The organism is Pseudomonas sp. HLG18 (assembly GCF_051903985.1).
In the GTDB taxonomy this organism is placed as follows: domain Bacteria; phylum Pseudomonadota; class Gammaproteobacteria; order Pseudomonadales; family Pseudomonadaceae; genus Aquipseudomonas; species Aquipseudomonas fluorescens_BT.
The window spans coordinates 4534503-4550182 of the sequence record NZ_CP195831.1; the positions used below are offsets into that span (position 1 = coordinate 4534503).

14 protein-coding genes are annotated in these 15680 nt (G+C 59.3%); 11 read left to right on the forward strand and 3 right to left on the reverse strand.

Features of this window, described 5'->3' with window-relative positions; translation table 11 throughout:
• Positions 1-82 precede the first annotated feature (82 nt).
• From apaG to ACSPX5_RS20965, 7 genes are all read left to right on the forward strand, one after another.
• Complete coding sequence (gene apaG / locus ACSPX5_RS20935; protein WP_169432162.1) at positions 83-463, forward strand: Co2+/Mg2+ efflux protein ApaG; 381 nt, start codon at positions 83-85, stop codon at positions 461-463.
• Entirely contained in the window at positions 463-1344 is an 882-nt protein-coding gene (locus tag ACSPX5_RS20940) for a symmetrical bis(5'-nucleosyl)-tetraphosphatase (RefSeq protein ID WP_439820182.1), read from the forward strand. Before apaG ends, ACSPX5_RS20940 begins: the two co-directional genes overlap by 1 nt.
• Positions 1345-1377: 33 nt before the next feature.
• Positions 1378-1707 carry a thiosulfate sulfurtransferase GlpE gene (gene glpE, locus ACSPX5_RS20945; RefSeq protein WP_007959911.1) on the forward strand — a complete coding sequence of 110 codons (330 nt, stop codon included), beginning with the start codon at positions 1378-1380 and terminating at the stop codon, positions 1705-1707.
• 298 nt (positions 1708-2005) lie between these two features.
• Positions 2006-3928: a PrkA family serine protein kinase gene (locus ACSPX5_RS20950; RefSeq protein WP_064599839.1), complete on the forward strand. Its 1923-nt coding sequence runs from the start codon at positions 2006-2008 to the stop codon at positions 3926-3928.
• A gap of 203 nt (positions 3929-4131) precedes the next feature.
• Positions 4132-5403, forward strand: coding sequence for a YeaH/YhbH family protein (locus ACSPX5_RS20955; protein ID WP_169432164.1), 1272 nt, complete (start codon positions 4132-4134; stop codon positions 5401-5403).
• On the forward strand, positions 5400-6962 hold the full coding sequence (locus ACSPX5_RS20960; RefSeq protein ID WP_169432165.1) for a SpoVR family protein: 1563 nt from the start codon (positions 5400-5402) through the stop codon (positions 6960-6962). Before ACSPX5_RS20955 ends, ACSPX5_RS20960 begins: the two co-directional genes overlap by 4 nt.
• 63 nt (positions 6963-7025) lie before the next feature.
• A complete protein-coding gene (locus tag ACSPX5_RS20965) occupies positions 7026-8255 on the forward strand; it encodes a multifunctional CCA addition/repair protein (RefSeq protein WP_207863703.1) in 1230 nt (409 codons plus the stop codon).
• Between the two features lie 41 nt (positions 8256-8296).
• On the opposite strand, the gene folK is transcribed toward ACSPX5_RS20965, so the two are convergent.
• Together folK and folB are read right to left on the reverse strand one after the other, a co-directional pair.
• On the reverse strand, positions 8297-8818 hold the full coding sequence (folK, locus tag ACSPX5_RS20970) for a 2-amino-4-hydroxy-6-hydroxymethyldihydropteridine diphosphokinase (protein WP_439820183.1): 522 nt from the start codon (positions 8816-8818) through the stop codon (positions 8297-8299).
• A complete protein-coding gene (gene folB, locus ACSPX5_RS20975; RefSeq protein ID WP_034155079.1) occupies positions 8809-9165 on the reverse strand; it encodes a dihydroneopterin aldolase in 357 nt (118 codons plus the stop codon). Before folB ends, folK begins: the two co-directional genes overlap by 10 nt.
• Before the next feature lie 74 nt (positions 9166-9239).
• On the opposite strand from folB, the gene plsY reads away from it, so the two are divergent.
• Positions 9240-9809, forward strand: coding sequence for a glycerol-3-phosphate 1-O-acyltransferase PlsY (plsY, locus tag ACSPX5_RS20980; protein ID WP_207863705.1), 570 nt, complete (start codon positions 9240-9242; stop codon positions 9807-9809).
• 20 nt (positions 9810-9829) lie between these two features.
• Here the strand turns inward: plsY and tsaD are convergent, their stop codons facing one another.
• Entirely contained in the window at positions 9830-10858 is a 1029-nt protein-coding gene (gene tsaD, locus ACSPX5_RS20985) for a tRNA (adenosine(37)-N6)-threonylcarbamoyltransferase complex transferase subunit TsaD (RefSeq protein WP_207863706.1), read from the reverse strand.
• A 199-nt stretch (positions 10859-11057) separates the two neighbouring features.
• Between tsaD and rpsU the strand changes: the two genes are divergently transcribed.
• The 3 genes from rpsU (at position 11058) to rpoD (ending at position 15640) form a co-directional block, all read left to right on the forward strand.
• Positions 11058-11273, forward strand: coding sequence for a 30S ribosomal protein S21 (gene rpsU / locus ACSPX5_RS20990; RefSeq protein WP_002551877.1), 216 nt, complete (start codon positions 11058-11060; stop codon positions 11271-11273).
• 484 nt (positions 11274-11757) lie between these two features.
• Positions 11758-13725 carry a DNA primase gene (gene dnaG, locus ACSPX5_RS20995; RefSeq protein WP_323159844.1) on the forward strand — a complete coding sequence of 656 codons (1968 nt, stop codon included), beginning with the start codon at positions 11758-11760 and terminating at the stop codon, positions 13723-13725.
• A gap of 67 nt (positions 13726-13792) precedes the next feature.
• Complete coding sequence (gene rpoD, locus ACSPX5_RS21000) at positions 13793-15640, forward strand: RNA polymerase sigma factor RpoD (protein WP_039768067.1); 1848 nt, start codon at positions 13793-13795, stop codon at positions 15638-15640.
• Positions 15641-15680 lie beyond the last annotated feature (40 nt).

The following is a 15680-nucleotide window of genomic DNA, read 5'->3' on the forward strand; positions in this document are numbered from 1 at the left end:
CTCTGGTCTCCTGCCCGATACTTGCCTAGACTCAACCCACCGGCGACACCCCGCGTCTCGCTTAGTCCTTAAGGCCTCTTGCATGTCCGATCCTCGTTATCAGGTCGATGTCAGCGTCGTTACTCACTATCTGGCAGACCAATCGCAACCCGAGCACGACCGCTTCGCCTTCGCCTACACCATCACCGTGCAGAACAATGGCGAACAACCGGCCCGACTGATGTCCCGGCATTGGGTAATCACTGATGGCGACGGGCATGTCGAAGAAGTGCGCGGCGCCGGTGTGGTAGGCCAGCAACCGCTCATCGATGCGGGAAAAAGCCACACTTACAGCAGCGGTACGGTCATGACCACCAAGGTCGGCACCATGCAGGGCAGCTATGAAATGGTCGCCAGTGACGGCAAGCATTTCGATGCGATCATCAAACCCTTCCGCCTCGCCGTGCCCGGAGCCCTGCACTGATGGCGACGTATGCCGTCGGCGACCTGCAGGGCTGCCTGGAACCGCTCAAGTGCCTGCTCAGGCAGGTCGCGTTCGACCCGGCGGTGGATCGGCTGTGGCTGGTGGGCGATCTGGTCAACCGCGGCCCGCAATCGCTGGAAACCCTGCGCTTTCTGTATGGCATGCGCGATTCGCTGGTCTGCGTGCTCGGCAACCACGACCTGCACCTGCTGGCGGCGGAGAAGAACATCGAGCGCATGAAGAAGTCCGACACGCTGCGTGAAATCCTTGAAGCACCGGACTGCGCCGATCTGATGGAGTGGCTGCGCCAGCAGAAACTCATGCATTACGACGAACAGCGCGAGGTGGCCATGGTGCATGCGGGCATCCCACCACAATGGTCGCTGCGCAAAGCGCTCAAATACGCTGAAGAAGTCGAGACCGCATTGCGTGACGATAACCTGCTGCCCCTCTTCCTGGATGGCATGTACGGCAACGAACCGGCGAAGTGGGACAGCGAACTCAAAGGCGTGGCCCGCCTGCGGGTCATCACCAACTACTTCACGCGCATGCGCTTCTGCACCGCCGAAGGTAAGCTCGACCTCAAGAGCAAGGAAGGTCTGGACACCGCGCCACCGGGCTACAAGCCGTGGTTCCAGCACAAGGAACGCAAGACCCGCGGCCTGCGGATCATTTTCGGCCACTGGGCGGCGCTTGAGGGCGACGTCCACGAGCCAGGCATTTCAGCCCTCGACACCGGTTGCGTGTGGGGCGGCAGCCTGACCCTGATGAACGTGGACAGCTTTGAACGGCTGTCGTGCAAATGCGACGAACACGGCGGCGCCCTGCCTACCGTCGCACCACCGATCACCGAAACTTCACCAGTCAGCGCCCCGCGTTAGACTGTGCTTTCAGCCGTGCCACAGGAACCCGCCATGAGCGAATTCAAACGAATCCCCCCGGAACAGGCCCAGGCCCTGCGCGAGCAAGGTGCCGTAGTGGTCGACGTCCGCGATCCAGCCACATTTGCTGCGCTGCACATCAGCGGCTCGAAGCATCTGGACAATCATTCCCTGCATGCCTTCATCCAGGGGGCCGACCTCGACGCACCGACTGTCGTGGTCTGCTACCACGGCAACTCGAGTCAGGGCGCCGCGGCTTATCTCGTCAGTCAGGGCTTCTCCGACGTCTACAGCATGGACGGCGGCTTCGAACTGTGGCGTACGACTTTTCCTTCGGAAACCGCGCAAGGCACCTCTGAATAATTTTTTTGTAGCGTGCGAGGCCCCGGCTTCCGTGGGCTCGCGCGGTGGCAGACGAACGGTCTGCCACACATTATTACGTATCTCGCCTTTACCTCCCGAATTCCCAACTATCCTTAAGCCCAGGCCATCCAAAACAGGGGAGAGCCGGTACACCGGCGCACGGGTCATCGGGAGTGACTTTCGCGGTTGTCGATCGCGAAAGGGTTCTGGGGGGTAAACAACAGCTGCCATCGCGGCTGCTTGCCAGCATCGACTGAGTGATCCGGCGTCGGCTCCACGTATCGAGCGAGGTGACGTCATGAGTATCTTTAGCCACTTCCAACAACGCTTCGAGTCCACACGCCAGGAAGAATTCTCGCTGCAGGAATACCTGGAACTGTGCAAAAAGGATCGCAGCGCCTACGTTTCCGCCGCCGAGCGTCTGTTAATGGCTATCGGCGAACCGGAGCTGCTCGACACCTCGACCAACTCGAGGCTGTCGCGAATCTTCTCCAACAAGGTGATCCGCCGCTATCCGGCCTTTGAAGACTTCCACGGGATGGAAGAATGCATCGACCAGATCGTGTCGTATTTCCGCCATGCCGCCCAGGGACTCGAGGAGAAGAAACAGATCCTCTACCTGCTCGGCCCTGTCGGTGGCGGTAAATCGTCCCTGGCCGAGAAGCTGAAGCAGCTCATGGAAAAAGTGCCCTTCTACGCCATCAAGGGCTCACCGGTATTCGAGTCCCCGCTGGGTCTGTTCAACGCCACCGAAGATGGCGCGATCCTCGAAGAGGACTTCGGCATTCCCCGGCGCTACCTGAACACCATCATGTCGCCATGGGCCACCAAGCGCCTGGCCGAATTCGGTGGCGACATCAGCCAGTTCCGCGTGGTCAAGCTGTACCCGTCGATCCTCAACCAGATCGCCGTGGCCAAGACCGAACCGGGCGACGAGAACAACCAGGACATCTCCGCGCTGGTGGGCAAGGTCGATATCCGCAAACTTGAAGAATTCCCGCAGAACGATGCCGACGCCTACAGCTACTCCGGTGCGCTGTGCCGGGCCAACCAGGGCCTGATGGAATTCGTCGAAATGTTCAAGGCACCGATCAAGGTGCTCCATCCATTGCTGACCGCCACCCAGGAAGGCAACTACAACAGTACCGAAGGCCTCGGCGCGATTCCGTTCACCGGGATCCTGCTGGCCCACTCCAACGAATCGGAGTGGCACACCTTCCGCAACAACAAGAACAACGAAGCCTTCATCGACCGGATCTACATCGTCAAGGTGCCGTACTGCCTGCGGGTCAGCGACGAAGTGAAGATCTACGACAAGCTGCTGTTCAACAGTTCTCTGTCCAAGGCTCATTGCGCGCCGGACACCCTGAAGATGCTGGCGCAGTTCACCGTACTGTCACGCCTGAAGGAGCCGGAAAACTCCAACATCTATTCGAAGATGCGCGTGTATGACGGCGAAAACCTCAAGGACACCGATCCGAAGGCCAAGTCGATCCAGGAATACCGCGATGCAGCAGGTGTCGACGAAGGCATGAACGGACTGTCGACCCGCTTCGCGTTCAAGATCCTGTCCAAGGTCTTCAACTTCGATCCCCATGAAATCGCCGCCAACCCGGTACACCTGCTCTATGTACTGGAACAGCAGATCGAACAGGAACAGTTCCAGGCCGAGACCCGCGAACGCTATCTGCGTTACCTGAAAGAGTACCTGGCACCGCGTTATATCGAGTTCATCGGCAAGGAGATCCAGACCGCCTACCTCGAGTCCTACAGCGAGTACGGCCAGAACATCTTCGACCGCTACGTGCTGTATGCGGACTTCTGGATTCAGGATCAGGAATACCGCGATCCGGAAACCGGGGAGATCCTCAACCGCGTCGCCCTCAACGAGGAACTGGAAAAAATCGAGAAACCGGCCGGCATCAGCAATCCGAAGGATTTCCGCAACGAAATCGTCAACTTCGTATTGCGCGCACGGGCCAACAACAACGGCAAGAACCCGACCTGGCTCAGCTACGAAAAACTGCGGGTGGTCATCGAGAAGAAAATGTTCTCGAACACCGAGGACCTGCTGCCGGTCATCAGCTTCAATGCCAAGGCCAGCAAAGAGGATCAACAGAAACACAACGACTTCGTTACACGAATGGTCGAGCGCGGCTACACCGACAAACAGGTACGACTGCTTTCCGAGTGGTATCTGCGGGTCAGAAAATCACAGTAAACCGCGGCCGGTCAGACCGGTTGTCGTCAGCCCGAGGTCTGTGCACGCATTTTCTGCTACACAGGCCTCTGGAAGGTGTTCAAAAGGCGTTAGCAAGGTTCAGGCAGCACCCAAAGCGCTTGGGGGAGCGTTTGCGTCCCCAGTCTTCGGTTAAATGCTGCATGACCGCTCGCCCTTTGCAGGACAGCTTCTAAGGAGCAGTCATGAGTTATGTGATCGACCGACGTCTCAATGGCAAGAACAAGAGCACGGTGAACCGTCAGCGCTTCCTGCGGCGTTACCGTGACCACATCAAGAAGGCTGTCGAAGAGGCGGTCAGCCGGCGTTCCATCACCGATATGGAGCACGGCGAGCAGATCAGCATTCCCGGTCGCGATATCGACGAACCGGTGCTTCACCATGGTCGCGGCGGCAAGCAGACCGTGGTTCATCCCGGCAACAAGGAATTCACCGCAGGCGAACACATCGCGCGTCCTCCAGGAGGTGGCGGAGGCCGCGGACCGGGCAAGGCCGGCAACTCCGGGGAGGGCATGGATGAATTCGTCTTCCAGATCACCCAGGAAGAATTCCTCGAGTTCATGTTCGAAGACCTTGAACTGCCGAACCTGGTCAAACGCAATCTGACCGGTACCGATACATTCAAGACTGTGCGTGCCGGGATCAGCAATGAAGGCAATCCGTCCCGGATCAACATCATCCGCACCCTGCGCTCGGCTCATGCCCGACGAATCGCGCTGTCCGGCAGCAGTCGCGCCAAACTGCGCGAGGCCAAGGAAGAGCTGGCGCGCCTGAAACGCGAAGAACCAGACAATTTCGGCGACATTCAAGACCTGGAAGCGGAAATAGAGAAACTCAGCGCGCGCATTCATCGCGTGCCCTTCCTCGACACCTTCGACCTCAAGTACAACCTGCTGATCAAGCAGCCAAACCCCAGCTCCAAGGCCGTGATGTTCTGCCTGATGGACGTTTCCGGCTCCATGACCCAGGCGACCAAGGACATCGCCAAACGCTTTTTCATCCTGCTGTACCTGTTCCTGAAGCGCAACTACGACAAGATCGACGTCGTGTTCATTCGCCACCACACCAGCGCCAGGGAAGTGGACGAAGAAGAATTTTTCTATTCCCGGGAAACCGGCGGCACCATCGTCTCCAGCGCCCTGAAACTGATGCAGGAGATCATGGCCGAGCGCTACCCGAGCAACGAATGGAACATCTACGCGGCCCAGGCTTCCGACGGCGACAACTGGAACGACGATTCGCCGATCTGCCGTGACATCCTGATCAACCAGATCATGCCGTTCGTGCAGTACTACACTTACGTAGAGATCACCCCGCGCGAACATCAGGCCCTGTGGTACGAATACGAACGCATCGCCGAAGCCTTTTCCGACACTTTTGCCCAGCAGCAGCTGGTCTCGGCCGGAGATATCTATCCGGTCTTCCGTGAACTCTTCCAGCGCAGGTTAGTGACATGACCGCCAAAGAGCAGAAGCGCCAACCGATATCCACCGGCTCCGAATGGACATTCGAGCTGATCCAGGCCTACGACCGCGAAATCGCCAGGATCGCGGCCGGCTACGCCCTGGACACCTATCCCAACCAGATCGAAGTGATCACCGCCGAACAGATGATGGACGCCTATGCTTCGGTCGGCATGCCGCTGGGCTATCACCACTGGTCCTACGGCAAACACTTCCTCAGTACCGAGAAATCCTATAGCCGCGGGCAGATGGGACTCGCCTACGAGATCGTGATCAACTCGGACCCGTGCATCGCTTATCTGATGGAAGAGAACACCATCTGCATGCAGGCACTGGTCGTGGCCCACGCCTGTTATGGCCACAACAGCTTCTTCAAGGGCAATTACCTGTTCCGCACCTGGACCGATGCCAGTTCGATCATCGACTATCTGGTGTTCGCCAAGCAGTACATCATGCAGTGCGAAGAGCGCCACGGCATCGACGCAGTAGAGGACCTGCTCGACTCCTGCCATGCCTTGATGAACTACGGCGTCGACCGCTACAAGCGCCCATACCCGATTTCCGCCGAGGAAGAGCGGCGTCGGCAGAAGGACCGTGAAGAGCATCTGCAGAAACAGATCAACGACCTGTGGCGCACCATCCCCAAAGGCGCGGACAAGTTCAGCGACAAGGACAACGCACGCTTCCCGGCCGAGCCCCAGGAAAACATCCTGTACTTCATCGAGAAACACGCGCCGCTGCTGGAGCCGTGGCAACGGGAAATCGTGCGGATCGTGCGCAAGATCGCCCAATATTTCTATCCACAGCGCCAGACCCAGGTGATGAACGAAGGCTGGGCGACTTTCTGGCACTACACGCTGATGAACGACCTTTACGACGAAGGGCTGGTCACCGACGGTTTCATGATGGAATTCCTGACGTCCCACACCAGCGTGGTATTCCAGCCGGGATTCGACAGCCCCTACTACAACGGCATCAACCCCTATGCCCTGGGTTTTGCGATGTACCGCGATATTCGGCGCATGTGCGAAGAGCCTACGGAGGAAGACCGCCGCTGGTTCCCGGAAATCGCCGGCAGCGACTGGCTGTCGACCATCAAGTTCGCCATGAGCAGCTTCAAGGATGAGAGTTTCATCCTGCAGTACCTGTCGCCGAAGGTGATCCGCGACCTGAAGCTGTTCAGCATCCTCGATGACGACCAGAAAGACGATCTGCTGGTACCCGCCATTCATGACGAGGGCGGTTACCGGATCATTCGCGAAACGCTTGCTGCGCAATACAACCTGGGCAACCGCGAGCCGAACGTGCAGATCTACAGTATCGACCGCCGCGGCGACCGCTCACTGACCCTGCGTCACCAACAGCACGACCGAAAACCGCTGGGCGATTCCACCGAAGAGGTACTCAAACATCTGCATCGGCTATGGGGTTTCGACATTCATCTGGAGACCCTGCAGGGCGACCAGATCATGAAAACCCACCACGTTCCACCCCGCAGCGAACACGGTGAAGGGGATTACGGTCGGCTCGATCTGGCTGTCATTCATCTTTGATCCCGTCCTGGCCTCCGAAAGTCCGGCGCAAGGGTTATCCTGTCGGGCCAACGGAGGTTTTTTATGCAGATTTACAAGGTCGGCGGCGCAGTACGTGATCGCTTGCTGGGCAAACCGGTCACCGATATCGATTGGGTGGTGGTCGGTGCCACCACCGAAGAAATGCTCGCCAAGGGCTTTCGCCCGGTAGGTGCGGATTTCCCTGTCTTTCTTCACCCGAAAAGCGGTGAGGAGTACGCCCTGGCCCGCACCGAGCGCAAAAGCGGTCGCGGTTATGGCGGCTTCACCTTTCACGCCAGCCCCGAGGTCACGCTTGAAGAAGACCTGATCCGCCGCGACCTTACGATCAATGCCATGGCCGAAGACGATCAGCAGAACCTGACCGATCCCTTCCACGGCCAGCGCGATCTCGCAGACCGGGTTCTGCGTCATGTTTCCCCCGCTTTCGCCGAAGATCCGCTGCGAGTCCTGCGTGTTGCGCGCTTTGCCGCCCGTTATGCGGGAATGGGTTTTACGGTGGCCCCCGAAACGATGGACCTGATGCGCCAGCTCAGTGAGTCCGGCGAACTCGAAGCGTTGACTGCCGAGCGTAGCTGGAAAGAGATTTCCCGTGCCTTGATGGAAGACCAGCCTCAGATTTTCATTCAGGTATTGCGTGATTGCGGCGCCCTGAAGGTGCTGATGCCAGAGGTCGATGCATTATTCGGGATCCCGCAACCGGAAGTTCATCACCCGGAAATCGACAGCGGTATTCACACACTGAGCGTGCTTGAGCAAGCCGCCCTGCACAAACAACCACTGACGGTACGCTGGGCCTGCCTGCTGCATGATCTCGGCAAGGGCCTGACCCCGGAAGAGCAATGGCCGCGGCACATCGCCCACGAACACAAGGGCTTGAAGCTGATCACGGCCGTGAATGAACGCTTCAAGGCGCCGAAGGACTGCCAGGAACTGGCTCTTCTGGTCGGTCAGTACCACACTCACGGCCATCGCGCGCTGGAACTGAAGGCTTCGACCTTGCTGGAGTTGCTGCAAAGTTTTGATGTTTATCGTCGACCGCAGCGCTTCGAAGCATTCATCGTGGCGTGCGAGATGGACGCCCGGGGACGCAAAGGACTTGAACAGCGAAGTTATCCACAGGCGGATTACCTGCGCGGCGCCGCCAGCGCTGCCCGGGCCGTTGCGGTTCAACCGTTGCTGGAAAAGGGTTTCAAAGGCCCGGAGCTGGGCGAAGCACTCAAGCGTGAAAGGCTCAAGGCGTTGAAGGCTTACAAGGAGTCAGCGTCTTCTTGAGAGCATCTGATGCCATCGCGCACCGGTCGCGATGGCGTCAGTCAGTTCAATAAATCCGAAGAGGTGAGTTGAATACCGCGCCATTCAAATCCGACCGGTGCCAGTACCTGATCGATCTGCGCCTCGGACCACAAGGTGGCAAAGCTTTTTCCCACCCCAGGATGTACCCGATCCGGCGCAATCAGCGACAGCGGCCACAACACAAAAGCATTTTTCAGAATCTCGGCCCGAGGCAGGATCAGCCCGTCGAAATTGCCGGCCAGCTCGCCGTACAGCAGGACATCGATGTCCAGCGGCAATCCCTTGCGATCCGGGGCGTAGCGACCGTTATCCGCCTCGATGAATTTCAGCCGGCGATCCAGCTCCATCAGGGGCAGATCGGTGTAGGCCGAGACCACAAAGTTGAAGAACGGCCCACTCTTGATCCCCACCGGCTGGCTTTCGAACACCGCCGAACAGCGGATATCCACCAGAAAACCGTCCAGGGCATCCAGACCTGCGCGCAGATGGGTTTCGCGCTCGATATTGCTACCGAGCCCGAGATAGACCTGAGTCAGCGACATCCGCGCTCGATCTCCACACCGACACCACCCTTGGCGGCTGGAACCGCGCCAGGCTTGGTCAGCTTCAGGCGCACCCAGGTGATCTTGAATTCGTTCATCAGCACTTCGACCAGGCGCTCGGCGAAGGTTTCGACCAACTGGAACTGAGCCTGCTCGGCAAAAGCCTGGATCCGCGTGGAAACACTGGCGTAATCGAGCGCCAGGGTCAGGTCGTCACCGGCTGCGGCCGGACGGTTGTCCCAGGCGAAGCTCAGATCAAGACGCAGGCACTGTCGGATGCCGCGCTCCCAGTCGTAGGCACCGATCACGGTGTCGACTTCCAGGCCCTCGATAAACACTCTGTCCAAGCACTTCTCTCCACTGCACGACAAGGGCGCAATGCGCCGTTAGAATCAGGGCGTCCTCGCCCGGAATAGTTAGCATGTTTTGGTTACTGGCGATCCTCGCCTACCTGCTCGGCTCTCTGTCCTTCGCCATTTTGCTCAGCCGCCTGACCGGAAATCCGGACCCGCGAATGAGTGGCTCGGGTAATGCCGGTGCCACCAACATGCTGCGCCTGGCCGGCCGCAAACTCGCGATCCTGACCCTGCTGGGCGATCTGTGCAAAGGCCTGCTGCCGGTGCTGATCGCTTCGGCATCGGGCCTCTCGCTGCAGGATCAGGCGTGGATCGGCGTCTTTGCCGTGATCGGTCACCTGTTCCCGCTGTACTTCCGCTTTCGCGGTGGCAAGGGCGTCGCCACGGCCGCCGGCATGCTGCTGGGCCTGTATCCGCCTGCCGCTCTGCTGGCCGTGTGTGCCTGGCTGCTGACGTTCTACCTGACCCGCACCAGCTCGCTGGCGGCCCTGATCGCCACGCCCCTGACCCTGCCATTGCTGGCCTGGCAGGAACCGGCGGCGCTGTTGCCGATGAGCACGCTCACGCTGCTGATCGTCTGGCGTCACCGGGGCAATCTACGCGACCTGTTTGCCGGGCGCGAACGGCATTTTTAAATAGCACACGTGAGCGTCGCTCATCCCAGCGCCGACAATTGCTCCATCGGCCAGCGCGCCTGCACGCTGATCGCCAGGCTTTCCTGCTGGCCGGCCTGCAAACGCTGGCAACCGGCGAACGCAATCATCGCGCCGTTATCGGTACAGAATTCGGGGCGGGCGTAGAACACATCGCCCTTCATGTCGCCGAGCATTTTCTCGAGCGAAACCCGCAACGCCTTGTTGGCACTCACGCCACCGGCGATCACCAGACGCTTCATGCCGGCCTGTTTCAGCGCACGCTTGCACTTGATGGTCAAAGTCTCCACCACGGCCTGCTGGAACGCCAGCGCGATGTCGCAACGGGCTTGCTCGCTGTCGTCCCCGGCGCTGACGCATTGCTGCCAGGTGTTGAGGGCGAAGGTCTTCAGACCGCTGAAGCTGAAATCCAGGCCCGGGCGATCACACATCGGACGCGGGAAAGTGAAACGTCCTGCGACGCCCTTCTCCGCCAGCTTGGCGATTTCCGGCCCGCCCGGATAATTGAGGCCCATCATCTTCGCAGTCTTGTCGAAGGCTTCGCCTGCAGCATCATCGAGAGTCTCGCCAAGCAGGCTGTACTGGCCGATACCATCGACCTGAACCAACTGCGTATGACCACCGGACACCAATAAAGCGACGAACGGAAACTCCGGCGGTTTTGGCTCCAGCATCGGTGCCAGCAAGTGGCCTTCCATGTGGTGCACGCCGAGTGCCGGAATACCCCAGGCAAATGCCAGCGCCTGGGCGCAGGAGGCCCCGACCAACAAAGCCCCGACCAGGCCGGGACCCGCGGTATAGGCGATGGCGTCGATCTCGGTCGGCACGCAGTCAGCCTCTGCCAACACCTGACGGATCAAGGGCAGCATGCGCTTGACGTGATCGCGCGATGCCAGCTCCGGCACGACGCCGCCGTAGACGCGGTGCAGGTCGATCTGGCTGAACAGTGCGTCGGCCAGCAGGCCGCGCTCACTGTCGTATAAAGCGACGCCGGTTTCGTCGCAGGAAGTTTCTAATCCCAGTACTAGCATGGGTTTGCGCCTTGTTTAGGCTGAATTCGAAGGCGCGCATAATAGTCGCCACTGGATGCCCCGACCAGCGGTTTTCGATCAGAGGCTTTGCATTCCGAGCGTTGAGGGGTTAACATCCGCAACCCTTAAAAACCGACGTCTTCAAGTGCTCTTTTGCCGCGAGGATGTTGACCCCGGTAATGAATGAAGGTAGCTCTGGATGCCAGCCGTCAAAGTTAAAGAGAACGAACCCTTCGACGTAGCTCTGCGTCGTTTCAAGCGCTCCTGCGAAAAAGCCGGTGTACTGGCTGAAGTTCGTAGCCGCGAATTTTACGAGAAGCCAACTTCCGAGCGTAAGCGCAAGGCAGCAGCCGCTGTCAAGCGTCACGCCAAGAAAGTTCAGCGCGAACAGCGCCGCGCCGTTCGTCTGTACTAATACACAGACGATCGTAGCAAGCTTCTGCCAAGCCCGGCCCTCAGCCGGGCTAATGGCATTTGCGTAAAACGCTTGATGCTTCACCGTCGAAGCCGCACACGCGACCGAGACAAATCCGCTTCACCGCGTCAGGCCTGGCTCTTTTGCCAGCGGTGCACGTCTTTTCTGACGAGCCTTTCAAGGCTACTGACGAGCACACCCACTGATTCCTCTTACGACGATCAGCCCAAGGCACCTGCTTGCGTGCCCGCTTTATTGAGCTATCCGAGGCCATCAACCGGCCGTCAGCGGATTCAGCGCAACACTTTCAAATAGTCGAAGACTGATAGGTACTAACGTCAGTGGATTTTCGGCAGATACACTTCCCGACAGCGATTACGCAGACGACACCGGTCGAGCCGCACTCTTCGTGCGCTTTCAAGCATGACCCGCGTCCGGCCGCCCTTCGCATCGGACTCATTACAGCGCAGACGACGAGAACGCCATGGCCGGGCTGATTCCCCAGAGCTTCATTGACGACCTGCTGAACCGCACCGACATCGTCGACGTGGTCAGCTCGCGCGTGCAATTGAAGAAGGCCGGCAAGAACTACACCGCCTGCTGCCCGTTCCACAAAGAGAAAACCCCGTCGTTCAGCGTCAGCCCCGACAAGCAGTTCTATTACTGCTTCGGCTGCGGCGCAGGTGGCAACGCTCTCGGCTTTCTCATGGATCACGACAACCTGGACTTCCCCCAGGCCGTCGAGGATCTGGCCAAAGCCGCCGGCATGGAAGTGCCGCGCGAAGAAGGCGGCCGCTCGCACAAACCGCGCCAGCCGACCGACTCACCGCTGTACCCGCTACTCAGCGCCGCCGCCGACTTTTATCGGCAGGCGCTCAAGAGCCATCCGGCACGCAAGGCGGCAGTGGATTACCTCAAGGGTCGCGGCCTGACTGGCGAGATCGCCCGGGACTTCGGCCTCGGCTTCGCTCCCCCGGGCTGGGACAATCTGTACAAGCACCTGAGCAGCGACACCCTGCAGCAGAAGGCCATGATCGATGCCGGCCTGCTGATCGAGAACGCCGAAACAGGCAAGCGCTATGACCGCTTCCGTGATCGCGTGATGTTCCCGATCCGCGACACTCGCGGGCGCATCATCGCCTTTGGCGGCCGGGTCCTCGGCGACGATAAGCCGAAATACCTGAACTCGCCGGAAACCCCGGTATTCCATAAAGGCCAGGAACTCTACGGCCTGTATGAAGCCCGCAAGAACAACCGCAACCTCGACGAAATCATCGTCGTCGAGGGCTACATGGACGTCATCGCTCTGGCCCAGCAAGGCCTGCGCAATGCCGTCGCGACGCTGGGTACAGCCACCAGCGAAGAGCACCTGAAGCGTCTTTTTCGCGTAGTGCCGAACGTCTTGTTCTGCTTCGACGGCGACCAGGCCGGCCGCAACGCCGCATGGCGCGCACTGGAAGCGACACTGAGCAGCCTGCAGGACGGTCGCCGCGCACGGTTCCTGTTCCTGCCCGAAGGCGAGGACCCGGACACCCTGATCCGCGCCGAGGGCACAGACGCCTTCCGTGCACGGATCAATCAGCACGCGCAGCCCCTGGCAGACTACTTCTTCCAGCAACTGACCGAAGAGGCCGACCCACGTTCGCTCGAAGGCAAGGCGCATATGGCGACGCTTGCCGCACCGCTGATCGATAAAGTGCCGGGGGCCAATCTGCGGATCCTGATGCGCCAGCGCCTGACCGAAATCACCGGTCTGAGCAACGAGACCGTCAGCCAGCTTGCTCAGAGCGCGCCGCAGGAAGCGCCGCCCGCCTACGATCCGGGCATCGATTACGACGCGATGCCGGACTTCAGCGACTACCATCAGCCACAGGCACAGGACATGTATGTGCCGCAGCAGGAATGGACCCCGAAAAAACCCGGCGCCGGCGGCAAGAAATGGGACAAAAAAACCTGGGACAAGAACGGCAAGCGTGGCGGTGATCGCGATCAACCGCGCGCACCAAGAGTACCGGCCCCGGTCGAGCCACCGATCATGGCCGCCCTGCGAACGGTGATCCATCACCCGCAACTGGCGCTGAAGGTCGAGACGGCCAGCCATTTCGCGGATGAAGACAATACCAATACCCAACTGCTGGTGGCCTCACTGGAAGCCGTGCAAAAGAATCCTCAGCTAAACTCTTTTCAGTTGATCTCGCGATGGCATGGCACCGAACAAGGTCGATTGCTGACCCGCCTGGCAGAAAAGGAGTGGTTGATCAACGGAGAAAACCTTGAACAACAGTTTTTCGACACCATAACTAGCTTGTCAGCCCGCCAGCGCGAGCGAAAGCTGGAACAACTTCTCAGGAAATCACGTCAAAGCGATCTGAGCACCGAAGAAAAATCTTTGCTGCTCGAATTGCTCAAACGGGATGTTCCTGCATCAAACCCGACCTCAACTGGCGCGTGAGGTCATAGCTCAGGTATAATCCTCGGCTTGTTTTTTGCCCGCCAAGACCTTCAGTGGATAGGGTGTTATGTCCGGAAAAGCGCAACAGCAGTCTCGTATTATTGAGTTGATCAAACTGGGTCGTGAGCAGAAGTATCTGACTTACGCCGAGGTCAACGACCACCTGCCCGAGGATATTTCAGATCCGGAGCAGGTGGAAGACATCATCCGCATGATTAACGACATGGGGATCCCCGTACACGAGAGTGCTCCGGATGCGGACGCCCTTATGTTGGCCGACGCCGATACCGACGAGGCCGCTGCGGAAGAAGCAGCCGCTGCGTTGGCGGCGGTGGAGACCGATATCGGTCGCACCACTGACCCAGTGCGCATGTACATGCGTGAAATGGGTACGGTCGAGCTTCTGACTCGTGAAGGCGAAATCGAAATCGCCAAACGTATCGAAGAGGGCATCCGTGAGGTGATGAGCGCAATCGCGCACTTTCCCGGCACGGTTGACCACATTCTCTCCGAGTACACTCGGGTCACCACCGAAGGTGGTCGCCTGTCCGACGTTCTGAGCGGTTACATCGACCCGGACGACGGCATTGCGCCGCCTGCCGCCGAAGTGCCGCCGCCGATCGACGCGAAAGCGGCGAAAGCCGAAGAATCCGACGACGATGACGATGCCGAAGCTTCCGATGACGAAGAAGAAGCCGAAAGCGGTCCGGATCCGGTCATTGCCGCACAGCGCTTCGGTGCTGTCGCCGATCAGATGGAAATCACCCGCAAGGCCCTGAAAAAGCACGGTCGTCACAACAAGGCGGCGATTGCCGAACTGTTGGCGCTGGCCGAGCTGTTCATGCCGATCAAACTGGTGCCGAAGCAATTCGAAGCCCTGGTCGAGCGTGTTCGCAGCGCCCTGGATCGTCTGCGTCAGCAAGAGCGCGCGATCATGCAACTGTGCGTACGTGATGCACGTATGCCGCGCGCCGACTTCCTGCGTCAGTTCCCGGGCAACGAAGTCGACGAAAGCTGGTCCGACGCCCTGGCCAAAGGCAAGAGCAAGTACGCCGAAGCCATCGCCCGTGTGCAACCGGACATCATCCGTTGCCAGCAGAAGCTGACCGCGCTGGAAACCGAGACCGGCCTGACCATCGCCGAGATCAAGGACATCAACCGTCGCATGTCGATCGGTGAGGCGAAAGCTCGCCGTGCAAAGAAAGAGATGGTTGAAGCGAACTTGCGTCTGGTGATTTCCATCGCCAAGAAGTACACCAACCGTGGCCTGCAATTCCTCGATCTGATCCAGGAAGGCAACATCGGCCTGATGAAAGCGGTGGACAAGTTCGAATACCGTCGTGGTTACAAGTTCTCGACTTATGCCACCTGGTGGATCCGTCAGGCGATCACTCGCTCGATCGCCGACCAGGCCCGCACCATTCGTATTCCGGTGCACATGATCGAGACGATCAACAAGCTCAACCGTATTTCCCGCCAGATGCTGCAGGAAATGGGTCGCGAGCCGACCCCGGAAGAGCTGGGCGAGCGCATGGAGATGCCTGAGGACAAGATCCGCAAGGTATTGAAGATCGCCAAGGAACCGATCTCCATGGAAACCCCGATCGGTGATGACGAAGACTCTCATCTGGGTGACTTCATCGAAGACTCGACCATGCAGTCGCCAATCGATGTCGCCACTGTCGAGAGCCTGAAAGAAGCGACTCGCGAAGTACTGTCCGGCCTGACTGCCCGTGAAGCCAAGGTACTGCGCATGCGTTTCGGTATCGACATGAACACCGACCATACGCTCGAAGAAGTGGGCAAACAGTTTGACGTGACCCGTGAACGGATCCGTCAGATCGAAGCCAAGGCGCTGCGCAAGCTGCGCCACCCGACGCGAAGCGAACACCTGCGTTCGTTCCTCGACGAGTGATACCAGAACCCCCGGCCCAGGCCGGGGGTTTTGTTTTTCA

Bases quoted from the DNA above. Each gene is read 5' to 3' on its own strand.
- apaG (WP_169432162.1), top strand. From the start codon at position 83: ATGTCCGATCCTCGTTATCAGGTCGATGTCAGCGTCGTTACTCACTAT.
- ACSPX5_RS20940 (WP_439820182.1), top strand. From the start codon at position 463: ATGGCGACGTATGCCGTCGGCGACCTGCAGGGCTGCCTGGAACCGCTC.
- glpE (WP_007959911.1), top strand. From the start codon at position 1,378: ATGAGCGAATTCAAACGAATCCCCCCGGAACAGGCCCAGGCCCTGCGC.
- ACSPX5_RS20950 (WP_064599839.1), top strand. From the start codon at position 2,006: ATGAGTATCTTTAGCCACTTCCAACAACGCTTCGAGTCCACACGCCAG.
- ACSPX5_RS20955 (WP_169432164.1), top strand. From the start codon at position 4,132: ATGAGTTATGTGATCGACCGACGTCTCAATGGCAAGAACAAGAGCACG.
- ACSPX5_RS20960 (WP_169432165.1), top strand. From the start codon at position 5,400: ATGACCGCCAAAGAGCAGAAGCGCCAACCGATATCCACCGGCTCCGAA.
- ACSPX5_RS20965 (WP_207863703.1), top strand. From the start codon at position 7,026: ATGCAGATTTACAAGGTCGGCGGCGCAGTACGTGATCGCTTGCTGGGC.
- folK (WP_439820183.1), bottom strand. From the start codon at position 8,818: ATGTCGCTGACTCAGGTCTATCTCGGGCTCGGTAGCAATATCGAGCGC.
- plsY (WP_207863705.1), top strand. From the start codon at position 9,240: ATGTTTTGGTTACTGGCGATCCTCGCCTACCTGCTCGGCTCTCTGTCC.
- tsaD (WP_207863706.1), bottom strand. From the start codon at position 10,858: ATGCTAGTACTGGGATTAGAAACTTCCTGCGACGAAACCGGCGTCGCT.
- rpsU (WP_002551877.1), top strand. From the start codon at position 11,058: ATGCCAGCCGTCAAAGTTAAAGAGAACGAACCCTTCGACGTAGCTCTG.
- dnaG (WP_323159844.1), top strand. From the start codon at position 11,758: ATGGCCGGGCTGATTCCCCAGAGCTTCATTGACGACCTGCTGAACCGC.
- rpoD (WP_039768067.1), top strand. From the start codon at position 13,793: ATGTCCGGAAAAGCGCAACAGCAGTCTCGTATTATTGAGTTGATCAAA.